Annotated in this window: 21 protein-coding genes; 10 read left to right on the plus strand and 11 right to left on the minus strand. The window is 72.1% G+C overall.

Going from position 1 to position 21448, the window contains the following annotated elements; genetic code table 11:
* The first annotated feature begins 179 nt into the window (after positions 1-179).
* Genes Asi02nite_RS30865 through Asi02nite_RS30875 form a run of 3 tightly spaced genes read left to right on the plus strand, consistent with a single transcriptional unit; the run spans position 180 to position 1811 of the window.
* Positions 180-497, plus strand: a complete 318-nt coding sequence (locus Asi02nite_RS30865) for a hypothetical protein (protein WP_203717525.1) — start codon at positions 180-182, stop codon at positions 495-497.
* Positions 422-1036, plus strand: a complete 615-nt coding sequence (locus Asi02nite_RS30870; protein WP_239127280.1) for a DUF4394 domain-containing protein — start codon at positions 422-424, stop codon at positions 1034-1036. Before Asi02nite_RS30865 ends, Asi02nite_RS30870 begins: the two co-directional genes overlap by 76 nt.
* A gap of 37 nt (positions 1037-1073) precedes the next feature.
* Positions 1074-1811: a class I SAM-dependent methyltransferase gene (locus Asi02nite_RS30875; protein ID WP_203717526.1), complete on the plus strand. Its 738-nt coding sequence runs from the start codon at positions 1074-1076 to the stop codon at positions 1809-1811.
* 54 nt (positions 1812-1865) lie between these two features.
* Here the strand turns inward: Asi02nite_RS30875 and Asi02nite_RS30880 are convergent, their stop codons facing one another.
* From Asi02nite_RS30880 to Asi02nite_RS30910, 7 genes are read right to left on the minus strand one after another with little or no spacing between them, the layout of a single operon-like run.
* Complete coding sequence (locus tag Asi02nite_RS30880) at positions 1866-2852, minus strand: ABC transporter substrate-binding protein (protein ID WP_203717527.1); 987 nt, start codon at positions 2850-2852, stop codon at positions 1866-1868.
* Positions 2849-3940 carry an ABC transporter permease gene (locus tag Asi02nite_RS30885; RefSeq protein WP_203717528.1) on the minus strand — a complete coding sequence of 364 codons (1092 nt, stop codon included), beginning with the start codon at positions 3938-3940 and terminating at the stop codon, positions 2849-2851. Before Asi02nite_RS30885 ends, Asi02nite_RS30880 begins: the two co-directional genes overlap by 4 nt.
* The gene (locus tag Asi02nite_RS30890; RefSeq protein WP_203717529.1) at positions 3937-4695 is read right to left on the minus strand and encodes an ATP-binding cassette domain-containing protein; all 759 of its coding nucleotides are present in this window, start codon (positions 4693-4695) and stop codon (positions 3937-3939) included. Before Asi02nite_RS30890 ends, Asi02nite_RS30885 begins: the two co-directional genes overlap by 4 nt.
* Positions 4692-5597 (minus strand): hypothetical protein, encoded by a 906-nt coding sequence (locus Asi02nite_RS30895; protein WP_203717530.1) that lies wholly within the window; start codon positions 5595-5597, stop codon positions 4692-4694. Before Asi02nite_RS30895 ends, Asi02nite_RS30890 begins: the two co-directional genes overlap by 4 nt.
* On the minus strand, positions 5581-6963 hold the full coding sequence (locus tag Asi02nite_RS30900) for an FGGY-family carbohydrate kinase (RefSeq protein ID WP_203717531.1): 1383 nt from the start codon (positions 6961-6963) through the stop codon (positions 5581-5583). The genes Asi02nite_RS30895 and Asi02nite_RS30900 overlap by 17 nt, the downstream gene beginning before the upstream one ends.
* A complete protein-coding gene (locus Asi02nite_RS30905; protein WP_203717532.1) occupies positions 6960-7994 on the minus strand; it encodes a LacI family DNA-binding transcriptional regulator in 1035 nt (344 codons plus the stop codon). Before Asi02nite_RS30905 ends, Asi02nite_RS30900 begins: the two co-directional genes overlap by 4 nt.
* The gene (locus Asi02nite_RS30910; RefSeq protein ID WP_203717533.1) at positions 7991-8995 is read right to left on the minus strand and encodes a 1-phosphofructokinase family hexose kinase; all 1005 of its coding nucleotides are present in this window, start codon (positions 8993-8995) and stop codon (positions 7991-7993) included. The genes Asi02nite_RS30905 and Asi02nite_RS30910 overlap by 4 nt, the downstream gene beginning before the upstream one ends.
* A 197-nt stretch (positions 8996-9192) precedes the next feature.
* On the opposite strand from Asi02nite_RS30910, the gene Asi02nite_RS30915 reads away from it, so the two are divergent.
* Together Asi02nite_RS30915 and Asi02nite_RS30920 are read left to right on the plus strand one after the other, a co-directional pair.
* A complete protein-coding gene (locus Asi02nite_RS30915) occupies positions 9193-9861 on the plus strand; it encodes an AAA family ATPase (protein ID WP_203717534.1) in 669 nt (222 codons plus the stop codon).
* A 38-nt stretch (positions 9862-9899) separates the two neighbouring features.
* Positions 9900-10892 carry a class I mannose-6-phosphate isomerase gene (locus Asi02nite_RS30920; RefSeq protein WP_203717535.1) on the plus strand — a complete coding sequence of 331 codons (993 nt, stop codon included), beginning with the start codon at positions 9900-9902 and terminating at the stop codon, positions 10890-10892.
* Between the two features lie 47 nt (positions 10893-10939).
* Here Asi02nite_RS30920 and Asi02nite_RS30925 read toward each other — a convergent pair whose 3' ends face one another.
* From Asi02nite_RS30925 to Asi02nite_RS30940, 4 genes are read right to left on the minus strand one after another with little or no spacing between them, the layout of a single operon-like run.
* A complete protein-coding gene (locus Asi02nite_RS30925) occupies positions 10940-11209 on the minus strand; it encodes a hypothetical protein (RefSeq protein ID WP_203717536.1) in 270 nt (89 codons plus the stop codon).
* Positions 11172-11612 (minus strand): SMI1/KNR4 family protein, encoded by a 441-nt coding sequence (locus Asi02nite_RS30930; RefSeq protein WP_203717537.1) that lies wholly within the window; start codon positions 11610-11612, stop codon positions 11172-11174. Before Asi02nite_RS30930 ends, Asi02nite_RS30925 begins: the two co-directional genes overlap by 38 nt.
* A 32-nt stretch (positions 11613-11644) precedes the next feature.
* The gene (locus Asi02nite_RS30935; RefSeq protein WP_203717538.1) at positions 11645-12229 is read right to left on the minus strand and encodes an SGNH/GDSL hydrolase family protein; all 585 of its coding nucleotides are present in this window, start codon (positions 12227-12229) and stop codon (positions 11645-11647) included.
* On the minus strand, positions 12226-14376 hold the full coding sequence (locus tag Asi02nite_RS30940; RefSeq protein WP_203717539.1) for an alpha-galactosidase: 2151 nt from the start codon (positions 14374-14376) through the stop codon (positions 12226-12228). The genes Asi02nite_RS30935 and Asi02nite_RS30940 overlap by 4 nt, the downstream gene beginning before the upstream one ends.
* 117 nt (positions 14377-14493) lie before the next feature.
* On the opposite strand from Asi02nite_RS30940, the gene Asi02nite_RS30945 reads away from it, so the two are divergent.
* The 5 genes from Asi02nite_RS30945 (at position 14494) to Asi02nite_RS30965 (ending at position 21447) form a co-directional block, all read left to right on the plus strand.
* Positions 14494-15453: a carbohydrate ABC transporter permease gene (locus tag Asi02nite_RS30945; protein WP_203717540.1), complete on the plus strand. Its 960-nt coding sequence runs from the start codon at positions 14494-14496 to the stop codon at positions 15451-15453.
* Entirely contained in the window at positions 15450-16340 is an 891-nt protein-coding gene (locus tag Asi02nite_RS30950; protein WP_203717541.1) for a carbohydrate ABC transporter permease, read from the plus strand. Before Asi02nite_RS30945 ends, Asi02nite_RS30950 begins: the two co-directional genes overlap by 4 nt.
* Positions 16337-18706, plus strand: a complete 2370-nt coding sequence (locus Asi02nite_RS30955) for a glycosyl hydrolase family 95 catalytic domain-containing protein (protein ID WP_203717542.1) — start codon at positions 16337-16339, stop codon at positions 18704-18706. The genes Asi02nite_RS30950 and Asi02nite_RS30955 overlap by 4 nt, the downstream gene beginning before the upstream one ends.
* A 111-nt stretch (positions 18707-18817) precedes the next feature.
* Positions 18818-20167, plus strand: a complete 1350-nt coding sequence (locus Asi02nite_RS30960; protein ID WP_203717543.1) for an ABC transporter substrate-binding protein — start codon at positions 18818-18820, stop codon at positions 20165-20167.
* Positions 20168-20274: 107 nt separating this feature from the next.
* A complete protein-coding gene (locus tag Asi02nite_RS30965; RefSeq protein ID WP_203717544.1) occupies positions 20275-21447 on the plus strand; it encodes an ROK family transcriptional regulator in 1173 nt (390 codons plus the stop codon).
* The last annotated feature ends 1 nt before the right edge of the window (position 21448 follow it).

The raw sequence follows: 21448 nt of genomic DNA on the forward strand, positions 1-21448 counted from the left end.
GGCGGCCCGCCACCCCGAGTCCCGGGGTGGCGGGCCGTTCCGCCGCTCACCAGCGAGACCCTGCGCCGCCCGCGGTGTCGGAAATCGGCACCGCCCCCGACCCAGCCCACGTACCCGGGTGCTCCGAATCAGCTATGTGCCGACCCGTCCGGGACGGTATGACCTGAGTGGAGGATCGGATGCGTACCAAGTGGATTGCCGGCGGCCTGGCCGCCGCGGGTGCGGTCGCGGTGGGCGCGCTCGCCATCGATGCCATGCGGCCCGGGCCGGCGCCGGCCGATGCCGTGCTCGTGGGCAACTCGGATCAGGTGCCGCGGGTCGTCGGGCTCACCCGCGGCGGTGACCTGGTGAGCTTCCGGGCCGACAAGCCCGGCGACGCCCGCCGGATCGGCGCGGTCAAGGGCCTGACCACCGACAAGCGGTGGTCGGCATCGACGTCCGGGTGCAGGACGGCAAGCTGTACGGCATCGGCGACAAAGGCGGCGTCTACACGCTGAACACGTCGACCGCGCGGGCCACCCGGGTCTCGCGGCTCACCGTGCCGCTGGCCGGCACGCGCTTCGGTGTCGACTTCAACCCCGCCGCCAACCGGCTGCGGGTCGTCAGTGACACCGGCCAGAACCTGCGCCACAACGTCGACGACCCGGCGGGCGCCCCGGCGGCCGGCAGGACGGCCACGGACACGATGCTGACTGTGCCGCCGGCGACCGCGGCCGCGACCGGCGTGACGGCGGCGGCGTACACGAACAACGACCTCCACGCCGCGACCGCCACGACGCTGTTCGACCTGAACACCATGACGGACCAGATCGTGCTGCAGTCGCCGGCCAACCAGGGGACGCTCGCCCCGACCGGTGGCCTCGGCGTCGACGCGGCCGGCGACGCCGGATTCGACATCGCGCGCGGCAACACGGCGTACGCGGCGCTGACCGTCGACGGCCGGCAGCGGTTCTACCGGATCTCCCTGCTGACCGGCCGGGCCGACCTGATCGGCGGGTTCCGGACTCCGGTCATCGACATCGCCGTCGGCAAATAGGTTTGCGAGCGGCGGGGTCGCTGGTTGGCTGGGTGTCATGAGCAGATTCGGCGACCCCGCGTTCTTCGGAGACCGCTACGCCCACGAGTACGACGGGCACAACGAGCTCGATCCCACGCCCGCCGTCGACTTCCTGGCCGGTCTCGTGCCGGCCGGTGGGCGAGCGCTGGAACTGGCCGTCGGCACCGGGCGCGTGGCCGTCCCGCTGGCCGCCCGCGGCGTCACGGTCGACGGCATCGAGGGGTCCGCGGCCATGGTCGAGCGCATGCGCACCAAGCCGGGCGGCGTGGGCATCCACACCGTGGTCGGTGACATGGCCGACCTCGCCGGCCTCGACGGCCCGTACGACCTGGCCTATCTGGTCTACAACACGCTGTTCAACCTGCCCACGCAGGAGCGACAGATCGATTGCTTCCGCAACGTGGCCCGGGTGCTGGCCCCCGGCGGCCGCTTCGTCGTCGAGGCGTTCGTCCAGGACCTGACCGTGTTCACCAACGGGCAGCGGGTCAACACCCGCGCGCTGACCGAGGACGAGGTCCGGATGGAGTACGAGCTGCACGACCCGGTCGCGCAGACGGTGACCTACCAGCGGGTGACCATCGACGCCACGGGGCGCACGACGCTGCGCCCGCTGCTGCTGCGCTACTGCTGGCCGAGCGAGCTCGACCTGATGGCCCGGTTGGCCGGCCTGCGCCTGACGGCCCGCTACACCGACTGGGACCGCTCGCCGTTCACAAAGGACAGCAGGCGACACGTCAGCGTGTACGGGCGATGAGGGACGGCCCGGCATCCCGCGCGTGCGGGATGCCGGGCCGGTTTGTCGTACGGGTCAGCAGCTCGCCTTGTAGGCGGCCGCCTTGCCCTCGGGGCTGTCGATGGTGTCCTTGGTGATGATGGTCGAGCCCGTCTGGATGTTGGCCTCGTTGGCCTCGCCCTTCAGGGCCTTGACGGCCTGCTGGACGCCCTGCACGCCGATGTCGCCCGGCTGCTGGGCGATCAGCGCCTGGACGGTGCCGTCCTGCAGCGCCTTGATCTGCTCCGGGCCCGCGTCGAAGCCGACGACGTTGACCTGGCCCTGCTTGCCGGCCTGACGGATGCCGGTCGCCGAGCCCTGCGCCGAGAACAGGTTCGAGGCGAAGATGCCGACGATGTCGGGGTCCTTCTGCAGCGCGGCGGAGACGATCGAGGCGGCCTTCGCCGGGTCGTTCTGCGAGTACTGCACGCCCAGGTAGGTGAACTTCGAGTCGGCCTTGGCGGCGTCGGCGAAGCCCTTGTCGCGGGCGTCGGTGGTGCTGATGCCGGGCTGCACGCCCACGCCGAGCACCTTGCCGCCGTTGGGGGCCAGCTTCTGGATCGCCTCGAACGCCGCCTTGCCGCCCGCGCTGTTGTCCGACGAGATCGCCGAGACCGCGACCGACGGGTCGTTGAGCGTGGTGTCGACCAGCACGATCTTGATGCCCTGGGCCTTGGCCTGGGCGATCGGCTGCTGCATCGCCGCCACGTCGGTCGGCGCGATCAGGATCGCGTCGGGCTTGGAGGCGATCACCGACTGCAGCACCGGGGTCTGCAGCGTCGGGTCGAACTTCTGTGCACCCTGGACGGTGACGGTGGCGCCCTGCTTGGCCGCCTCCTCCTTGATGCCGCACTCCATGGTGATGTAGAACGCGTCGCCGGCGACGCCCTGGACGAACGCCAGCTCGTAGCCGTCCGACCCACCACCGGCGTTCGAGCCGCCGTCGCTGTCGGAACCACAGGCGGCCGCGCCGAGCGCGACGGCGGCCAACACGGCGACTATGACGGTTGACTTGCGCTTCATGCTGATCCCTTTCTCGATGCGCTTCCCGCTCCTCCTGCTCGGGACAGGAATGGCAGGCGTGGTGACGTGCCGCGCAGAGCCGCGGCACGACGGAGCTGGTCGACGTAGACGACGGCGACGAGCACCGCGCCGACGACGACCTGCTGCCAGAACGGCTGCACGCCGACCTGGATGAAACCGTTCTGCAGCACGATCGGGATGAACAGTCCGATGACGGTGCCGAACACGGAACCGATGCCACCGAACAGGCTGGTGCCGCCGATCGCGACACCGGCGATGACGTTCAGCGGCGTGTTGCTCTGGCCGCCGATCGTCGTCGACTGGAAGAAGCCGAGGTTGAGCAGGCCGGCGAAACCGGCGAGCAGCCCCGCGAACGCGTACACCTTGATCAGGTGTCGTTCGACCTTGACGCCGGACCGGCGGCCGGCCTCGGCGTTGGACCCGATGGCGTAGGTGTAGAGGCCGAACCGGGTGCGGTGCAGCAGCACGATGCCGAAGACGACGACCACCGCCGCGACGACCGCGATGGTCGGCACCTGGCCGACGATGTTGCCGAATCCGATGTCGTTGACCAGCGCCTGCGGCGCGTCCCGCAGGTCGAGGCCCTTCGTGATGATCTGCGCGAAGCCCAGCGCCGCGCTCAGCGAGCCGAGTGTCACCACGAGGGGTGGCACCTTGGCCTTGGCCACCAGCACGCCGTTGACCAGACCCCAGGCCAGGCCCGAGGCGAGGGCGGCGACGAGTCCAACCAGGACGGTGGCCCAGCCCTGCCCGCCGTACCAGACCATCACCTTGTCGGCCACGACGCCGCTGAACACCAGCACGCTGCCGACCGACAGGTCGATGCCGCCGGTGATGATGACGAACGTCATACCCACGCCGAGTACGGCGTAGATGGCGGTGTTCTGCACGATGCCCCGGATGTTGAACCCGGTGAGGAACGTGTCGGGGCGTAGCGCCGTGAACACCGCGATCGTGACGACCAGCAGGATCAGGATCTGCAGCGCCTGCAGGCGGGAGATCCGGGAGAGGCGGCTGGCCGGCGCGTCCTCGGTGGCCACGGTCGGTGTCGTCTGCGTCGCACTCATGACGCCTCCTGCGCCAACGCGCCGGTCATCGCCGACACGAGTTGTTCCATCGAGGTGTCGGCCTTGTTGTAGGTGGCCACGCGGCGGCCGCGCCACATCACCTGGATGCGGTCGGCCACCTCCATCACGTGGGGCATGGAGTGGCTGATGAACACCACGCCGATGCCCTCACCGCTGACCCGGCGGACCAGTTCCAGCACGTTCTGGGTCTGCACCACGCCGAGCGCGGCGGTCGGCTCGTCCAGGAAGATGACCTTCTGCGCCCAGGCGGCGGCGCGGGCGACCGCGATGCCCTGCCGCTGGCCGCCCGACATCGAGCCCACCGGGCCGTTCAGGTTGCGGACGGTCGCGCCGAGGCGGTCGAAGGCCGCGCGGCTGCCGTCCCGCATGGACTTCGCGTCCATGAAACCCAGCTTGCCGAGCAGGCCGTTCCGCATGACCTCGCGGCCGAGGTACATGTTCTGCACCGGCGACAGGTGCGGCGCGAGGGCCAGGTCCTGGAACACCGTCTCCATGCCGAGCGCGCGGGCATCGGTCGGCGAGCTCAGGTGGACCGGCCTGCCGTCGAACAGGATCTCGCCCGAGTCCGCCGGCTCCGCGCCGGAGAGGATCCGGACCAGCGTGCTCTTGCCGGCACCGTTGTCGCCGATCAGCGCGACCACCTCGCCGGCCTGCACGTCGAAGTTGGCGTCGGCCAACGCCTCGACGTGTCCATAGTGCTTGGTGATGCCACGGGCCTCGAGCACCGCGCTCATCCCGCCACCTCCGTCCAGGGCCGGGCCCGGCCCGCCACGGTGTCCAGGCAGGTCTGCAGGCGCGGGCGGGCGACGGTGTCGAGGAACTCCCGCCGCGCCGGGCCCGCCAGGCCGATCGCCTCCTTCCAGATCGAGCGGCCCGCGATGAAGCCGGACGCGCCGCCCTCGTCGCAGGAGACCCGCAGGACGGTCTGGAACTCCTCGAAGCCCACGCCCGCCGAGAGCACGGCCCACGGCGCCTTGACCGTGTCGGCGACGCGGCGGCAGCCCTCGGCCGAGCCCGGGTACTCGATCTTCACCAGGTCGACGCCGGTGTCCGCGATCTGGACCGCGGCCTCCACGATCAGGTCCTCCCGCTGTTGCGCGGTCAGTTCCTCACCCGGCAGCGCGTAGACGAGGTTCTCCACGACCGACGGGATGCCGGCTTCCCTGCAGTCGGCCGCCACGGCGCGGACGATGTCGAGCACCTCGGCGGCGATGTCCGGGCCGTCGCCCACCGGCCGGCCGGGGCGGAGTTGCACGAGGAACTTCACCGCGTCGCCGCCCTGGGCCCGCACCCACGCGGCGTCCTGCTTCGGGTCGCGATGCGTACGCGGCTCGCCGTTGTAGTTGCCCCGGTCCGCCGGCTCGGCCGCGACGAGCAGGCCGCACCTCCCGGCCCGGGCGCCCGCCTCGGTCGTCGCGGGCACGCCCCACGTGGGGTCGAGCAGGATGCCGCTGGCCAGTGGCGTCAGGGCGGCCGCGACGTCGATCTTCGCCTGGCGCAGGTCGGCGTCGCCCGCGTCCGGCTGCCCGACGGCGGCGAACATGCGGCGCAACGTGTTGCGCTGGTCCATCGCCACGATCGAGAAGACGCCGTCGGCGTCCGCGATCGCGGCCAGACCGCTATTTCGGTCCGTCATGTGTGGTCCTTTCCGCGGTGTCGTGGAACTGCCGCGTCACCTTGTCGAACGGGACGTCGTAGGCGGCCCGGGCGGCGAACATCGCCGCACCGCGCACGCCCGGTTGTTCGAGGGCGGAGATCCGCAGTCGCGGGATCACCTCGGCCTTCGCGCGCCGTACGCTGGCCATCCGGGTCCAGCCCCCGGCCGCGACGGCCGTGCGGTGCTCACCGACCACGGAGTTGACGGCGGCCAGCAGGGCCGCGGTCTGCTCGCCGAGGTACGCGAGGGTGGCCGCCCAGAGCTGGTCGGGGCCGGCGCCGTCACGGATCCGGATGGTCACGTCGTTGTCGTGCGGGGCGGCCGGCAGGATCGTGACGCCGTCGCCCGCGCCGGGGCTCCACCCGTCGTCGAGCGCGGCCCGGCGGTCCGCGTCCTGGGCGCCGATCAGGGCGAGCACCCGGCGCATCACGAGGCCCGAGCGCATGCCGCCGATGAGCACGGCGTGGTCCGGCAGCACGTGCCGGCCCGCGTCGATGCCGAGGCCGACCAGGGTGGCGCGCTCGTCGTCGGTCAGGATCCGGGGCACCGAGCGCAGCAGCACCTCGGCCGTGCCGCACGAGTTGAACAGGTCCTGCGGTCCGGTGGCACCGGCGCCGATCGCCGCGACCGGGTGGTCGTGGCCGGCGACGGTGACCGCGGCCCCGCGGATCGCCGTGCTTCCGCTGGTCACGTGCCCGGCCGGCTGCCCGGCGACGCGCGTCTCCGGCAGGAATGCGGCACCGGCCCCGATCCGGTCCAGCGCCTCCGGCCAGGGCCGGCCGGTCGACTGGTCCAGCAGCCCGGTACGGGAGGCCAGGGACGGCTCGCTGACGAGCGCGCCGGTGAGCGCGTACGCCACGTACTCGGGCATGTTGAGCCAGCGCGACGTGTGGTCGATGCTGATCCCGGCGCCGCGCATCCACAGCAGCTTCGGCAGGCTCCACTGTGTGCCCAGCGGCAGGCCCGTGCGGCGCGGGAACTCCTTGACGAACGCCGCGCCCTGCGCGGCCAGCTCGGCGGCGCCGCGCTCGTCGAACCAGGCGATGACGGGTGAGGTCTCCCGGCCCCGAGTGTCGAGCACGACGCCGCTCTCGGCGAGACCGGCCAGGCCGATCCCGGTCACCCGGACGGGCCCGAGGGTGCTCTCGGCGACCGCGACCGCGTCTTCGAGGGTACGCAGCACGTCGCCCGCCAGTGCGGCGCCCGTCGTCTCCAGCCGGCCGTCGGCGGTCGTCGTCCAGCTCGTCGCGGTGCGGGCGAAGGCGACGGTCTCGCCGTCGGGCCGGGTCAGCACGGCCTTGGTGTCGGTGGTGCCGAGGTCGACCCCGGCGACGAGCTCGGTCATGGCCGCGGCCGGTCGGGCGCGAGCTCGCCGCTGCCGCGCGCGACGATCCGCAGCGGGGCGAAGATGGTCTCGACGGGTGGCTCGTCGCCGGCGAGGCGGCTGAACAGCCGTTCCGCGGCGAGCCGGCCGATCGCCTCGGGCGAGTGGTCGACGATGGTGATCGCGGGCGTCAGCGTGTCGGCCATCGCGAAGTCACCGAACGAGACGAACCCGAGGTCGGTACGGCGCAGCCGGTGCAGCGTCGGCAGCGTACCCAGTGAGCAGCGGGTGTTGGCACTGAAGATCGCCGTCGGCGGCGCGGGCAGCCGCAGCAGTTCCTCCGCCGCCACCCCCGCGTCGCCGTCGGCCGGCTCGACCTCGGCGACCAGCGCGTCGTCGGCCGCGATGCCGGCCCCGTCGAGGGCGTCCCGATAACCCAGGAGGCGGTGGCGGGCGGTCGCCGTGCTCAGCCGGTCGCCGATGTAGGCGATCCGCCGGTGCCCGTGGCGCAGCAGGTGCTCGACCGCCATCCGGGCGCCACCGCGGTCGTCGACCACCACCGCGTCGGCGGCCAGGTCCTCGGCGGCACGGTCGATGAAGACCAGCGGGCAGCTCGAGTGCCGCAGGTAGGCGTGGTTGTCCGAGATGGACGCGATGATGAGGCCCGCGACCCGGCGTTGGTAGAGACCGTCGAGGACGATCCGCTCGCGCTCCTCGCGGCGCCGGGTGCTGGCGATGATGACCGAGACGTCGCGGTCGATCGCCATCCGCTCGATCTCGCCGATCACGCTGGCGAAGAACGGGTCGCCGACCTCGTCGACGACGACGCCGATGGTCTCGTCTAGGCCGCGGCGCAGCGACCGGGCGAGCGGGTCGGGCCGGTAGCCGAGGTCGAGGACGGCCTGCTCGACCCGCGCCCGGGTCTCCGCGGCCACCCGGTCGTCGCCGTTGATGACGCGGGACGCCGTCTTGGTGCTCGTACCCGCCGCCTCCGCGACGTCCCGCAGCCGGGCGCGTTGCTGGCGTGCCGAGCGCGCGAGCCGGTCGGTCATGGCATCGGCTTCTCTGTCACGGGCTGGCGCTCGACGAGCGCCAGCAGCTCGGCGGCGCGGCGCGGGTCGACGCCGCCGGCGAGCAGGTGCTCGCAGGAGGCGCTGGCGGTGGCGGACCCGCGCCGCACCGCGGCGCCCCACGCCTCCCGCGTCTCGAGCGCGAGCAGCACGCCGGCGAGGAACGAGTCGCCGGCGCCGACGGCGCTGACCACGTCGACCTTGACCGCGGGGAACCAGCGGATCCGCCCGGCGCCGGTCTCCGCGAGCGCGACGCCGTGCGCGCCGGCCGTGACGGCGGCGTTGCGGGCCCCGAGCCGGCAGAGCGTGGCGGCGGCGTCCATGGCGCGCTCGCGGACGTCGCTGTCGGCGTCGGTGAGCAACAGGCCGGAGGCGCCGGTGATCGCCGCCTCCGCCTCCTGGAGGTTGGGCTTGACCAGGTCGGGTCCGCTGGCGAGGCTGGCGCGCAGGGCGCCCGGCGCGGAGTCGACGAGGGCGAGCACGCCGGCCTCGTGGGCGAGCGCGACGAGCTGGCCGTAGCCGTCCTCGGGTGCGCCCGGCGGGAGGCTGCCGGAGCAGGCCAGGGTCCGGGTCCGGCTGCTGTCGAGACTGCGCGCGACGGCGTCGCGGTATCTTCCCCAGGTCCCGGCGTCGATCGTGGACCCTTGCTCGTTGACGATCGTGGTGCGCCCGCCCTGCTCGATCATGATGACCGCGTTGCGGGTGTCGCCGGGCATCGGCACGTCGACGACGTCGGCGCCCTCGTCGGCGAGCAGCCGCAGGAGCCGCGCGCGGTCGTTGTCGGCGACGAGCCCGACGACGGTCGCGGGGCGTCCGTGTGCCCGGGCGACGCGCGCGATGTTGACGCCCTTGCCACCGGCCGTGACCTCGACGGACCGGGCGCGCATCACGCCGCCCAGAACGAGTTCCGGGACGAGCTGTGTCCTGTCCAGACACAGGTTGGGCGTCGCGATCAGCACTGATCGGGTCCCCTCTACGCGCATCGGGTAATCGTTGTCAGCAGACGAGGTAATCGATGTCACAGCGGTGCCCGAACTATGTGCACGGACCTTCATGACTGTCAAGATGACGAAGAGTTTTCGCGGACGTTTCGTGACTGGATCGTTTCCATGGCCGCGGTACGCGACATCGAGAGTGACCGTTTCGTCACCGGATGTCGTTCCGGGGAGGAGGTGCGCGCGTGCCACCGCTCGCTGTGCTCGTCGGCGGCCCGCCGGCAAGCGGCAAGACCGCACTGGCACGGGCGTTGGCGGCTCACCTCGGTGCGACGCTGCTCGACCTGGACGTGCTGACGGGAGCGCTGACCGCGGTGGTCGCGGAACTGGTCGGCGCCACGGACCTGGACGACCCGCGGCTCGCGGGCGTGAGCCGGGAGGCCCGTTATGCGACCGTGTTCGACGCCGCGGCGGACAACCTCGCGATCGGCAACGCCGTGGTGCTCGTGGCGCCGTTCACCCGCGAACGTCGGTCGCCGGCCGCTTTCGCGGCCGCCGCGGAGCGGCTTACCACCGCGGGCGGAGTCGCCGCCGCGTTCGGGCCCGACGCCGCGAGCATCGCCGCAGACCGGACCGCCGACGTGGGTGGGGTCGAGGCGGCGGGTCCGGTCGGTGCGGTTGTCGGGCGTGGCCGGCCCGTGCTCGTGTGGCTGCGTGCGTCGCCGGAGCTCGTGCGCGCGCGGATCATCGCGCGCGCTGCCGACCGGGACCGCGACAAGATCGCGGACGTCGCGGCCTTCCTCGAGCGGGTCGATTTCGGCCCGCCCCAGGTCGACCACGTGCCCGTCGACGCCGCGCTCCCGGTGGCCGCGCAGGTGGAGCTGGTGGTTGACGCCCTGCGCCGCGCACCCTGATGATCACCGACAGCCCCCGTCTCCCGGAGGAGAACGTCATGAGCGTCGTCGTCCTGCCCGCCAACCAACCCGCCGACCGGTTCTATCTCGGCGGTGACCGGATCGCCGCCTTCCGCGGCACCGCGCCGGCCGGCGACCACGTGCCCGAGGACTGGGTGGGCTCCGCCACGACGGTGGCCGGCTTCGACGAGGTCGGGTTGACGGTGCTGCCGGACGGCCGGTTCCTGCGGGCCGCGCTGGCCGAGGATCCGGTGCGCTGGCTCGGTGCCGCGCATGTCGCCCGTTTCGGGGCCAAACCCGCGCTGCTCGTCAAGCTGCTCGACGCGGGCGAACGGCTGCCCGTGCACGCGCACCCCGACGACGCGTTCGCCCAGTCGCATCTCGGTTGCCGCAACGGCAAGACCGAGTCCTGGATCATCCTCGACGCCGAGCCGGGCGCGAAGGTCCACCTCGGCTTCCGGGAAGACGTACCGCCGTCGACACTGGCGTCGTGGGTCGAGACCCAGGACCGCGAGACGATGCTGGGCGCGCTCCACGACATCGAGGTGACGGCGGGCGACACGGTGTACGTCCCGGCCGGCTACCCGCACGCGATCGGCCCCGGCATCCTCCTCCTGGAGCTGCAGCAGGCGGCCGACCTGTCGCTGCTGCTGGAATACGACGGTTTCGCGATCGACGGCCCGCGCGACGGCCACCTCGGCATCGGCTTCGCCGCGGCCCTCCCCTGCGTCCGCCACGAGGCGGTGCCGGCCGGGACGCTCGAGGAGATCAGGGGCAGGATCGACGACCGACACATCTTCCCGGCGTACGCGGACAGCTTCTTCCGGGCCGATCACCACAGTGGACCGTCCACGTGGGAGCCCGGCTTCTCGATCGTCGTCGTCCTGTCCGGCACCGGCCGGCTGACCTGGGGCACGGACTCGTCGGTCGACCTGCGCCAAGGCACCACCGTGCTGGTCCCCCACGACGCCGGCAGCATCCGGATCGACGGCGACGTCGCCCTGGTCCGCTGCCGCCCGCCGGCGGCCTGACGGCGTGGGGCACCCTGCGGCTCGACCCGATGATGGCGCCGGAGCCCCTACTCGGCCCGGTCTCCGAGCCACTCGCCGGGGTGGGCGACGCGGAACTCGGCGAGTGCCTCGTCGGTGCGGGCTGAGATCATGAAGAAGTCGCCGTGGCGCTTCAACAGGATGTCGCGGCTCGCGTGCCACACCGCGGTCCACGGCTGTGGCGGCAGCAGCCGGTCGAGCGGCGTGAACCCGGCCAGCAGGTCGCCGTCGTAGTCGTTGACCCGGCGGCAGTCGGTGCGCTCACCGGCCTCGATGTTCTCCAACAGCACGAGGTCCACCAGGCTGAGCGAGAAGCGATCCGCGTACGGGCGGGTGCCCACGAACACCGGCGGGTCGTCGCTCCACGGCCGCAGCCGCGCGGAGAAGAACGCCGTCGCCCTGGTGGGTGCACCGGAACTCCAGCATCCCGTCGCCGCGGTCGTACTCCAGCTCGTCCAGCTCGTACAGGTCGTCATGCCGGCTCGTCAGGTGGCGATGCCGCCCCACCAGCCGGTAGCCCTCCCGCACCGCCTCCGGCAGCCGCACCCCCAACCGCTCCTCGACCGCGTCGAGCTCCGCGTCGGTGACGTCGTCGGCCGCGTCGACGGGCGTGGCCCACGCGGCCGCGAACGCCCGGACGAACCGCCACGCGTCGTCCCTGGTGTCGAGCTGCCCCAGCCCGGCCACGACGTCGAAGATCATGGCCACCGAGCATACGAGGCCGGGCAACGGTTCTAGGCCGGCAGGTGCGCCTCCGCGTGTTCCAGCCACAGGGCCGCGAGGACGTCGTGGCCGCGGGCGCTCGGGTGCACGCCGTCAGGGGCGATCTCGGCCGGCGTGCCCGCCGCGGCCAGCGCCGCGTCCGCCGGCACGAGCACGGCGCCGTACTCCGCCGCCAGCGTGCGGACCACCGCCAGCTTCGGGTCCAGGTCCGCGCGCCAGGTCACCTGCTCCGCGTCGATCGGCAGCAGGAACGGCTCGATCAGCACCAGCGGTACGCCGGCCAGCGGGTCCAGCAGCGCGCGGTAGTTCTCCTCGAACGCCGCCTCCGTCGTGACCGTGCCGCTGTCGTACCGCCGCCACGTCTCGTTGATGCCCACCAGCACGCTCACCAGCGACGGGCGCTCCGCCAGCACGTCGGTCGTCCACCGGGCCCGCAGGTCGCCGGCCGTGTTGCCGCTGATCCCGCGGTTGACGACCCGGACCTCCGGGCCCAGGGCCGACGCCAGGCGCCGCACGTACCCGTCGCCCAGGCCGGCCGGGTCCGTGCGCCGCTCGCAGTCCGTGATGCTGTCGCCGGCGAAAACGATGGTGGTCATGAGGTCCTCTCGATGTCGAACAGCATTGCCTGTTGCGGGTTCAGCGTCGGCAGCGGCACCCCGGCCACCGCCAGCACCGCCCCCGACAGCTCGATCGGCGCGTGCGCCACCCAGTCCGGGTCGTCGGCCTGATGCCGGCTCGCCGCGCCCAGTTCCGTGCGGACCACGACCCGGTAGCGCGCCGCCGGATCCAGCCCCGGGAAGCGGACCCGGCCCGTCTGCCCGGCGGGTGAGGTCCGGAAGCGCAGCCAGGTGAACAGCGCCCGCGACCCGTCCCGCGCCACCGTGCCGTACAACGCGACCGCGTCGTCCGCCAGGTCCGCGTTCACCACCCGCCCGGTGTGCAGCAACGGCCGGAACTCGCGGTACAAGGCCGACCACGCCGCGATGATGGCGAGGTCGGCCGGAGACGCGGCGGTCAGATCCTGCTCGATGCCCGCGTGCGCGGTCAGCGACACGGCGAGCCGGAACGACAGGTCCGTCGTCCGGGACGTGGTGTGCGACCGGGCGGCACCGAGGTGGGAACCGATCAGCTCCGGGGGTACGAGCACCCGCGTCCACCGCTCGATCTGCGCCCGCTCCACCGGGTCGTTGCAGTCCGAGGCCCACACCCGGTCGGTGCGGTCCAGGATGCCGAAGTCGACCCGGCCGCCACCGCCGGAGCACGTCTCGATCTCCAGGCCGGGGTGGCGGGCGCGCAACTCGTCGAGCAGCCGGTAGAGCGCGAGCGTCTGCCGGCGCACCCCAGGCCGCCCGGACGGCCGGCTCACCGCCTCCAGCAGGTCCCGGTTGTGGTCCCACTTCAGGTGGTCGACCCCGTGGGCGGCCACCAGGGCGTCGAGCCGCGACAGCAGATACGCGTACGCGTCGGGGCGCGCGATGTCGAGCACGTACTGCCGCCGCGCGCTCGGCCCCAGACCGTCCGCCGGACCCAGGATCCAGTCGGGATGCGCTCGGGCCAGCTCCGAGTCGAGGTTCACCATCTCCGGCTCGAACCAGAGCCCGAACTGCATCCCGTGCGCCCGCACCACCTTGACGAACGGTTCGAGCCCGTCCGGCCAGACGTCCGCGTCGACGAACCAGTCGCCGAGCCCGGCGTCGGCCGCCCGGCGCCCGCGGAACCAGCCGTCGTCCAGCACGATCCGCTCGACCCCGACGGACGCGGCCCGCTCGACCAGCGCGGTCAGCCGATCCAGGTCGTGGTCGAAGTAGACGGCCTCCCAGGTGTTGAGGACGAGCGGCCGGGCGGTGACCGGATGGCCGGGACGGGCCCGCAGCCGCCGATGCAGGCGGTCCGCGACACCGTCCGTGCCCTCGCCGGACCAGACGAACAGCACCGGCGGCGCGTCGTATCGCTCGCCCGGAGCCAGGATCACCTCGCCCGAGCGCAGCGACTCGCCGGCGCCGACCAGAGCCGCGAACGCCCCCGCGCCCTCCGGCAGCCGCTCGGCGAGATAGCGCTGCTCGCCGCTCCACGCCAGGTGTGCCGCCCAGATCTCGCCGTGCCCGAAGCCGAAGCCCGAGGTTCCCGCCATCAGCAGGTACGGGGAGTCGTGGCCCGGCTTGCCGCGCCGGGTCGCCCGCAGGTGGGTCCCGAACCCGAACGGCGCGCGCTGCGGAGCCCGCTCGCGGCACCACTTCCCGGTGAAGTCGACCAGCTCGACGGCCCGGTCGGGCACGGGCAGCAGGGCCAGCAGACCATCCAGTGTGTACGGACGGTCGGCCGAGTTCCCGACGCTGAGCGAGACGGCCAGCACGCCGAACCGGTCCAGCTCGTAGACGACCGTGCCGCGCAGCCCGCCGTCGGTGAAGCTCAGCTCGAGCCGCCCGCCGACCCCGTCGTCCGGCACGTCGACCCGGTGGCCGGCCAGCACCGGGCGCGGCGTCGTGCCGTACCCGGCGAAGTTTCCGCTCTGCGCGGGCGTCCCGGACCAGCCGTCGCGCTCAGTCGGCCAGACGGAGAACACCCGCGGCGAGTCGGGCGAGTTGTTGAGGACGGCCGGCCCGGCGGTGCGCCGGAGGTCGTCCGCGGGGGCGTCGAGGTCCGCGCCCCAGTGCAGCACCGCGGGCACCGGTTCGCGGATCTCGACGACGAAGGCCGCTCCTCCGGCACGCAGGGCGATGACGGCGTTCGCGCCGGATTGCATGTGCAACAGCCTCCGCAGACGTTACGACAGGGTTACTTGACGGCGTAAATAAACCATGTTTAGTCTGGCGCGGCAAGCGCCGGGCAACGGCCGGAACATGCGGAAGCAGGCAGACCAATGGCGGTCCTGGAAACAACGGCACGCGAGCAGCGGCCACCGCGCGAAGCGGTCCGGCGGCGCCGTGCGGCCGGCTTCACCTCGCCGGCCCATCGCGGCGACGCCCGGCTCGCCTGGGTGCTCATCGCGCCGGCGCTGATCGGGTTCCTGGTCTTCGCGGCCTATCCGACCGTGCGCGGCATCTACCTGAGCTTCACCGACTTCGCCGTGCTGAGCCCGCCCGAGTGGATCGGCCTCGACAACTACACGCACCTGCTGCACGACGAGGTCTTCTGGTCGGCGCTCGGTGTGACCGTCTACTTCGTCGTGTTGTCGGTGAGCATCAGCCTCGTGGTCTCCATCGTCACGGCCGCGGTGCTGCACCGGCTGACCTCCTCGACGGTGATCCGCGGCCTGATCATCCTGCCGTTCCTCATCTCCGCGGTCGTCGCCGGCACCGTCTGGTCCTGGATGCTCGACACCCAGCTCGGCATCGTCAACATCGTCATCAAGGCGCTCGGCGGCGACGGCATCCAGTTCCTGACCTCGCGCGGCTGGGCGATCCCGTCGATCGCGCTGATCAGCGTCTGGAAGCAGATGGGCTACACGTCCATCATCATCTTCGCCGGGCTGCAGACGATCCCGCCGACCATCTACGAGGCGGGCCGGGTCGACGGCGCGAGCGAGCTGAAGATGTTCCAGCGGCTCACGTTGCCGCTGCTGCGCCCGATCCTCGCGCTCGTGGTCGTCCTCAACGTCATCGGCGCGTTCCAGGTCTTCGACATCGTCCAGGTGACCACCAAGGGCGGCCCGGCCAACGCCTCCAACGTGCTGCAGATGTACATCTACAGCAAGGCGTTCGGGCAGTTCGACTTCGGGTACGCGGCCGCGATGTCGCTGTCGCTCTTCGTGATCCTGATAGCCATCACCTTCCTGCAGATGCGCCTGCTGCGGGCCAACGAATCGGACACCAACGCATGACGCCGCGCCGTCGCACGTTGCGCATCGGCCGCACCGCCGCCTGGACCTACCTCGTCGCTGTGCTGTTCGTGACGATCTTCCCGTTCTACTGGATCCTGCGGACCGCGCTGTCCGACAACTACGCCCTGAGCGCGAACCCCGCCTCGATCCTGCCGGTCGGCTTCACCTGGGGACCGTTCCAGCGCGTGCTGGGTCTGGCCACGACCGAGCAGTCGATCGCCGAGGGCGGCTCGGGCGCGTCCATCTCACTGGGCCACTATCTGGTCAACTCCATCGTGTACGCATCGGTCTCGACCGGCCTCATCGTCTTCTTCTCGACCCTCGCCGCGTACGCCTTCGCCCGCCTGCACTGGCGCGGCCGGGACTTCATGTTCAGCCTGTTCCTCACCGCGCTGATGGTGCCCGGCATCCTCACGCTGCTGCCGAACTTCGTGCTGGTGAAGGAGCTCGGGCTGCTCAACACGTACGCGGGCCTGATCCTGCCCGGCGCCCTCTTCTCCGCCTTCAACATCTTCTTCCTCCGCCAGTTCATGCTGGGCCTGTCGACGGAGATCGAGGAGGCCGCGCTGCTCGACGGCGCCGGCAAGCTGCGGGTGCTGTTCGGCATCACGCTGCCGATGACGAGCGGGCCGATCGTGACACTGTCCATTCTGGGCTTCATCGGCATGTGGAACGACTACTTCTGGCCGCTGCTGGCCACGAGCGACGACTCGGTGCAGCCGTTGACGCTGGCGCTGGCCGTGTTCAAGCAGTCCTCGCCGCAGGCCCAGCCCGACTGGGCGGGCCTGATGGCCGCCACGCTCGTCGCCGCGCTGCCGATGCTGGTGCTGTTCATGGCGTTCGGCAAGCGGATCGTCAACTCCATCGGCTTCTCGGGGATCAAGTGACGACCGGGAACCTGCGCCTGTCCTGGGCGGCGCCCGCGACCGACTGGGTCGAGGCCGTCCCGCTCGGCAACGGCCGCATCGGCGCGATGGTGTTCGGCGGTGCCCGGGCGCGGATCCAGGTCAACGACGCGACGCTCTGGTCGGGCCACCCGGCCGGGCCGGCGCAGGCCCTGGACGCGGTGCTGGCGGCGGGTGCCGGTCCGGCGCGGCTGGCGGAGGTGCGGGCGGCGATCGACGGCGCCGACCTCCGGCGGGCCGAGGCACTGCTCATGACGTTCGAAGGGCCGTACTCCCAGGAGTTCCTCCCGTTCGTCGACCTCGTGCTGGACACCCGCGGCGTGCGCGGCGCGCCGGCCCGGGTCCTGGACCTCGACGAGTCGCACGTGACCGAGCGGCTCGACGTCGAGGGGACCCGCGCCACGCGGCGTACCTTCGTCTCGGCGCCGGCCGGGTGCCTGGTCGTCGAGTACACCGCCGACGGGCCGGTCCTCGATGTCGACGTCGCGCTGTCGACGCCGCTGCGCGCGGTCGGGCGGGAGGTCGACGGTGCGGGGATCACGCTCGACGTGGTCGCGCCGGCCGACGGCGCACCCCTGCACGAGCCCGGTGTGGAGCCGGCGCATCGCTACGCGGACGACGGCTTCGACCACTTCGCCACCGCGGCGCTCGCGGTGCACAGCGACGGAACGCACGGTCGGGACGGCGACCTGCTGCGGGTCCGTGGGGCGAGCCGGCTGCTGATCGCCCTGTCGACGTCGAGCCGGGCCGGCTTGTGGTGGGACGACCCGGACGGCGACGACTGGCGGACCTCCTCGCGGGAGGAGATCCGGGAACGCGCGCGCTCGACCGCGCGGGCCGCCCTCGGGCGGTCGACGGACGAGCTGTTCGCCGCGCATCTGGCGGACATCCGTGACCACGTCACGGGAGCGCGGTTCGCGATCGGCGGCCGGCGAGCCGGCACCTGGGACGTCGCCCGCGACGTCCTGCGGGGGACGGATGAAGGCCTGCGCGCGACCGTGGTCGCGGAGTACGGCCGTTATCTGCTCGGCGCCTCGTCCCGCGCGGGCGGCCCGGCCGCCAACCTGCAGGGCATCTGGAACCAGGAACTGCGGCCGCCGTGGTCGTCGAACTACACCATCAACATCAACACGCAGATGAACTACTGGCCGGCGCCGGTGGTCGGACTTTCCGACCCGGGCGAGCCGTTGGCCGCGCTCGTCCGGCGGCTCGCCCGCACCGGGCCCGACGTGGCCGCCCGGCTCTACGGCGCGCGCGGCTGGGTCGCGCACCACAACAGCGACCTCTGGGGCTGGAGCCTGCCCGTCGGCCTGGGCCACGGCGCGCCGAGCTGGGCGATCTGGCAGCTCGGCGGCGTCTGGCTCGTCCACAACCTCTGGGACGCGTACGAGTTCTCCGGCGACCGCCGGCTGCTCGGCGACACGGTGTGGCCGCTGCTGCGCGGCGCCGCGCTGTTCTGCCTGGACTGGCTCGTGGCCGATCCCACGACCGGCGGGCTGCGCACGATCCCGTCGACCTCGCCCGAGAACCTGTACGTAGGCCCGGACGGGCGACCCGAGGCGCTCACCGTCTCCGCCACCGCGGACATCGCGCTGATCCGGGCCCTGTTCGCCCGCGCCCGCACCGCCATCGCGGACCTCGGGCTCGACGACCCGCTCGACGCGGACCTGGCCGCCGCGCTGGACCGCCTGCCCGCGTTGACGGTCGGCGCCGACGGGCGGCTGCGGGAGTGGTCGACCGACGTGGCGGACGAGGACCCGCACCACCGGCACCTGTCGCCCCTCGTCGCCCTCTATCCGCTGGACCTCGTCGACACACCGGAGTTGGCCGACGCCGCCCGTCGGTTCCTCGACGGCCGCGGGCCTGGCGCGATGGGCTGGTCCTGGGCCTGGAAGATCGCATTGCGGGCGCGGTTGGGCGACGCCACCGAGGCACGCGCCCTGCTGCTGGAGGCCATGACCCCCTTCGACCGCGACCACCGCGAGCACTCCCCGGTCGACGGATCCGAATGGGGCGGGCTCCTGCCGAACCTGTTCAGCACGCACCCACCTGTCCAGCTCGACGGCAACTACGGCTTCACGGCGGCGATCGCCGAGCTGCTCGTGCAGAGCCACCGCGGCCGCGTCGAGCTGCTGCCCGCACTGCCGCCGCAGTGGCCGCACGGCCGGGTGACCGGCCTGCGGGTCCGCGGCGGGCTCGAGGTCGACCTGTCCTGGGTCGACGGTGCCGTGGCGAGCGCGGTCCTGCGCGACGTCCGCGGCGCGCCACACCACGTCGTCGTGGCACACGACGGCCGACTGTCCGAACTCGACATCCCGGCCGGCGGCGAGGCCTCGCTGATCGGCTGACCCATTCCGCCCCTGACATCGGCCGCCGAGCGTCCGATGTGGATACCACCTGCCCTCGGGCGGGTCCTGGACACCCACCACACCCCCGTAGAAACCGACAGTGAGGATCCGATGAATCCGAAGAAGATCGTGGCGGCGGTCGCGCTCGCGCTCACGGCGACCGCGGCGCTGTCCGCCTGTGGCAACGACAGCGACAGCGGCGGCGGCGAGGCCGGCGGCAAGACCGTCAACTGGTGGACGTGGGACGAGCGGCAGGCCGCCTCGTACAAGAAGTGCCTGCCGGGCTTCGAACAGGCCAACCCGGGCATCACGGTGACGATCTCGCAGTACGCCGTCGACGACTACTTCACGAAGCTGACCGCCGGCTTCGTCTCGGGCTCCGCGCCGGACGCGTTCCAGAACAGCGTGCCGCTACTCGGCGCGTACGCGGGCCAGAAGCAGATCATGGCTCTGGACGACCAGATCAAGAAGACCGACTACGACCTGTCGGTCTTCGACATCGGTGTGGAGTCCTGGAAGTTCACCGACGGGAAGCAGTACGGCATCCCGCTGGACTGGGCCGGCGCCGCCATCTACTTCAACGAGGACAAGGCGAAGGACGCCGGCGTCACCGCGGAGCAGATCCGGGACATGACCTGGAACCCCGACGACGGCGGCACGTTCGACGACATCGTCGCCAAGCTCACCGTCGACAAGAACGGCAAGCGCGGCGACGAGCCCGGGTTCGACAGGACGAAGGTCGCCACGTACGGCATCGGCAGCCTGGCCTCCGGCGACTTCAACGGCCAGACCTCGTGGAACCCGTTCGTCTCCACGACCGGCTGGCGGCTCGGCGACAAGCCGGCGTGGCCGTCGAAGTTCCCCTACGACGACCCGAACTTCGTCAAGACCCTGGAATACATCAAGAGCCTCGGCGACCGCGGCCTGATGCCGAAGTTCGGCCAGCTGACCGTGGCCGGCAGCCAGCAGATCGGCTCGGGCACCGTGGCGATGGTGCAGGGCGGCACCTGGGACGCGACCTCGATGACGAAGATCCCGGGCGTCAAGGTCGGCGTCGCGCCGACGGTCAAGGGACCGCAGGGCCGCTCGATGATCAGCAACTCGAACGCGAACAACATCTACGCGGGTACGAAGAACCTCGACTCGACGTGGAAGTGGGTCACCTACATGGGTTCGGAGGCCTGCCAGTCCGCGGCCGGCGCGGACGCCACCTTCCTCCCGTCGATCGCGAAGTCGCTCCAGGTCGCGGTGGACGCCCAGAAGGCGCAGGGCCTCGACCTGTCGGGCTTCGTCACGGCGCTGAACAACGGCGAGCTGTACCCGGCCCCGCCGACCGTCAACGGCCAGGAGATCGTCGACACGATCCAGCCGCTGTTCGAGGCGTACTTCAGCGGTGAGCGCGACAAGGCCGTGTTCCCGGAGATGGCCGCGAAGACGCAGGAGATCCTCGCCAAGAAGTAGCGGTGTCACCGGTGCCGGGGCGGGCAGGTCGCTCGCCCCGGCACACGGGCTGCCGTATCGTCCATCTGCGACTCCCGCCGGCGTCGACCCGATAGGAAACCCCAGCAATGCATGATGCAGCCGCCGCCATCGCGCTCCTCGAGGGAGCGTCCGCGGCAGCGGCCGACGTCTTCCGGGCCATCCTCACCCGGGGCCCGATCAGCCGGATCGACATCGCCCGGCTGCTGGGCCTGTCCCAGGCGGCGGTCACGAAGGCGGTCGGCCCGCTGCTCGAGGTGGGCCTCGTCTCCGACGAGCTGTCGCTGCCGCGCGACGGGCAACCGGGCCGGCCGGCCAACCCGCTCATGGTGGTCGCCGACGCGCTGGTCTCGATCGGCGTCAAGGTGAACGCCGACGAGATCGTGGGCGTGGCCACCGACCTGACGACGAGCGTCCTCGCCGTCGACCGCCGCCCGCTGAAGACGACGAGCGTGTCGTCGGTGGCCGACGCGATCGAGGCCTGCACGGCGACGCTGGTGGACGCGCTCGGCCCGCTGGCCCCGCGGTTGTGCGCGGTGGGCGTCAGCGTCTCCGGCGACGTCGACACGCACCGCGGCGTGGTCCGCGAGTCGGCCATCATGGGCTGGACCGACGTGCCGCTCGCCACGATCCTCACGGACCGCCTGGGCCGCGACGTCCTGGTGGAGAACGACGTCCGCGCGCTGACGGTCGGCGAGCACTGGTTCGGCGTGGGCGTCGGCACCGACCTGTTCGCGATCGTCACGATCGGCCGCGGCATCGGCAGCGGCCTGCACATCAACGGCGACGTCGTCGAGGGCGCCTACGGCGTGGCGGGCGAGATCGGCCACCTCCCCCTGACGTCCCCGGAGCACCTGTGCCCGTGCGGCCGCCGCGGCTGCGTCGAGGCGGTCGCGGCCACGCCGGCGATCGTCGCCGCGGTCTCCCGCGGCCACGGCCACGACCTGACGATCGGTGAGATCGTCGAGTTGGCCCACGAACGCGACCCGATCGCGGTCCACACCTTCGAACACGCGGCGACGGTCATCGGCACGGCGATCGCGACGCTGGTCAACCTGACGGGCCCGCAGCTCGTCATCATCGGCGGCGAGGCGGTCAGCAACTTCGACCTCTTCGAGACCCACCTGCGCGCCGCGTTCGAGGAGCACGCCTTCGGCGCGGCGGGCCGCTGCGAGATCGTCACCCGCCCACACACCTTCGAGGACTGGGCCCGCGGCGCGGCCGCCTCGGCCATCCGCCGCCTGGCGGAGAAGGGCGCCTGAG

The organism is Asanoa siamensis (assembly GCF_016862555.1).
GTDB lineage: Bacteria > Actinomycetota > Actinomycetes > Mycobacteriales > Micromonosporaceae > Asanoa > Asanoa siamensis.

Coding starts and splice junctions, on each gene's coding strand:
- Asi02nite_RS30880 (WP_203717527.1), bottom strand. CDS start 2,852: ATGAAGCGCAAGTCAACCGTCATAGTCGCCGTGTTGGCCGCCGTCGCG.
- Asi02nite_RS30875 (WP_203717526.1), top strand. CDS start 1,074: ATGAGCAGATTCGGCGACCCCGCGTTCTTCGGAGACCGCTACGCCCAC.
- Asi02nite_RS30930 (WP_203717537.1), bottom strand. CDS start 11,612: ATGATCTTCGACGTCGTGGCCGGGCTGGGGCAGCTCGACACCAGGGAC.
- Asi02nite_RS30895 (WP_203717530.1), bottom strand. CDS start 5,597: ATGACGGACCGAAATAGCGGTCTGGCCGCGATCGCGGACGCCGACGGC.
- Asi02nite_RS30965 (WP_203717544.1), top strand. CDS start 20,275: ATGCATGATGCAGCCGCCGCCATCGCGCTCCTCGAGGGAGCGTCCGCG.
- Asi02nite_RS30950 (WP_203717541.1), top strand. CDS start 15,450: ATGACGCCGCGCCGTCGCACGTTGCGCATCGGCCGCACCGCCGCCTGG.
- Asi02nite_RS30920 (WP_203717535.1), top strand. CDS start 9,900: ATGAGCGTCGTCGTCCTGCCCGCCAACCAACCCGCCGACCGGTTCTAT.
- Asi02nite_RS30940 (WP_203717539.1), bottom strand. CDS start 14,376: ATGCAATCCGGCGCGAACGCCGTCATCGCCCTGCGTGCCGGAGGAGCG.
- Asi02nite_RS30935 (WP_203717538.1), bottom strand. CDS start 12,229: ATGACCACCATCGTTTTCGCCGGCGACAGCATCACGGACTGCGAGCGG.
- Asi02nite_RS30960 (WP_203717543.1), top strand. CDS start 18,818: ATGAATCCGAAGAAGATCGTGGCGGCGGTCGCGCTCGCGCTCACGGCG.
- Asi02nite_RS30910 (WP_203717533.1), bottom strand. CDS start 8,995: ATGCGCGTAGAGGGGACCCGATCAGTGCTGATCGCGACGCCCAACCTG.
- Asi02nite_RS30905 (WP_203717532.1), bottom strand. CDS start 7,994: ATGACCGACCGGCTCGCGCGCTCGGCACGCCAGCAACGCGCCCGGCTG.
- Asi02nite_RS30885 (WP_203717528.1), bottom strand. CDS start 3,940: ATGAGTGCGACGCAGACGACACCGACCGTGGCCACCGAGGACGCGCCG.
- Asi02nite_RS30890 (WP_203717529.1), bottom strand. CDS start 4,695: ATGAGCGCGGTGCTCGAGGCCCGTGGCATCACCAAGCACTATGGACAC.
- Asi02nite_RS30945 (WP_203717540.1), top strand. CDS start 14,494: ATGGCGGTCCTGGAAACAACGGCACGCGAGCAGCGGCCACCGCGCGAA.
- Asi02nite_RS30900 (WP_203717531.1), bottom strand. CDS start 6,963: ATGACCGAGCTCGTCGCCGGGGTCGACCTCGGCACCACCGACACCAAG.
- Asi02nite_RS30865 (WP_203717525.1), top strand. CDS start 180: ATGCGTACCAAGTGGATTGCCGGCGGCCTGGCCGCCGCGGGTGCGGTC.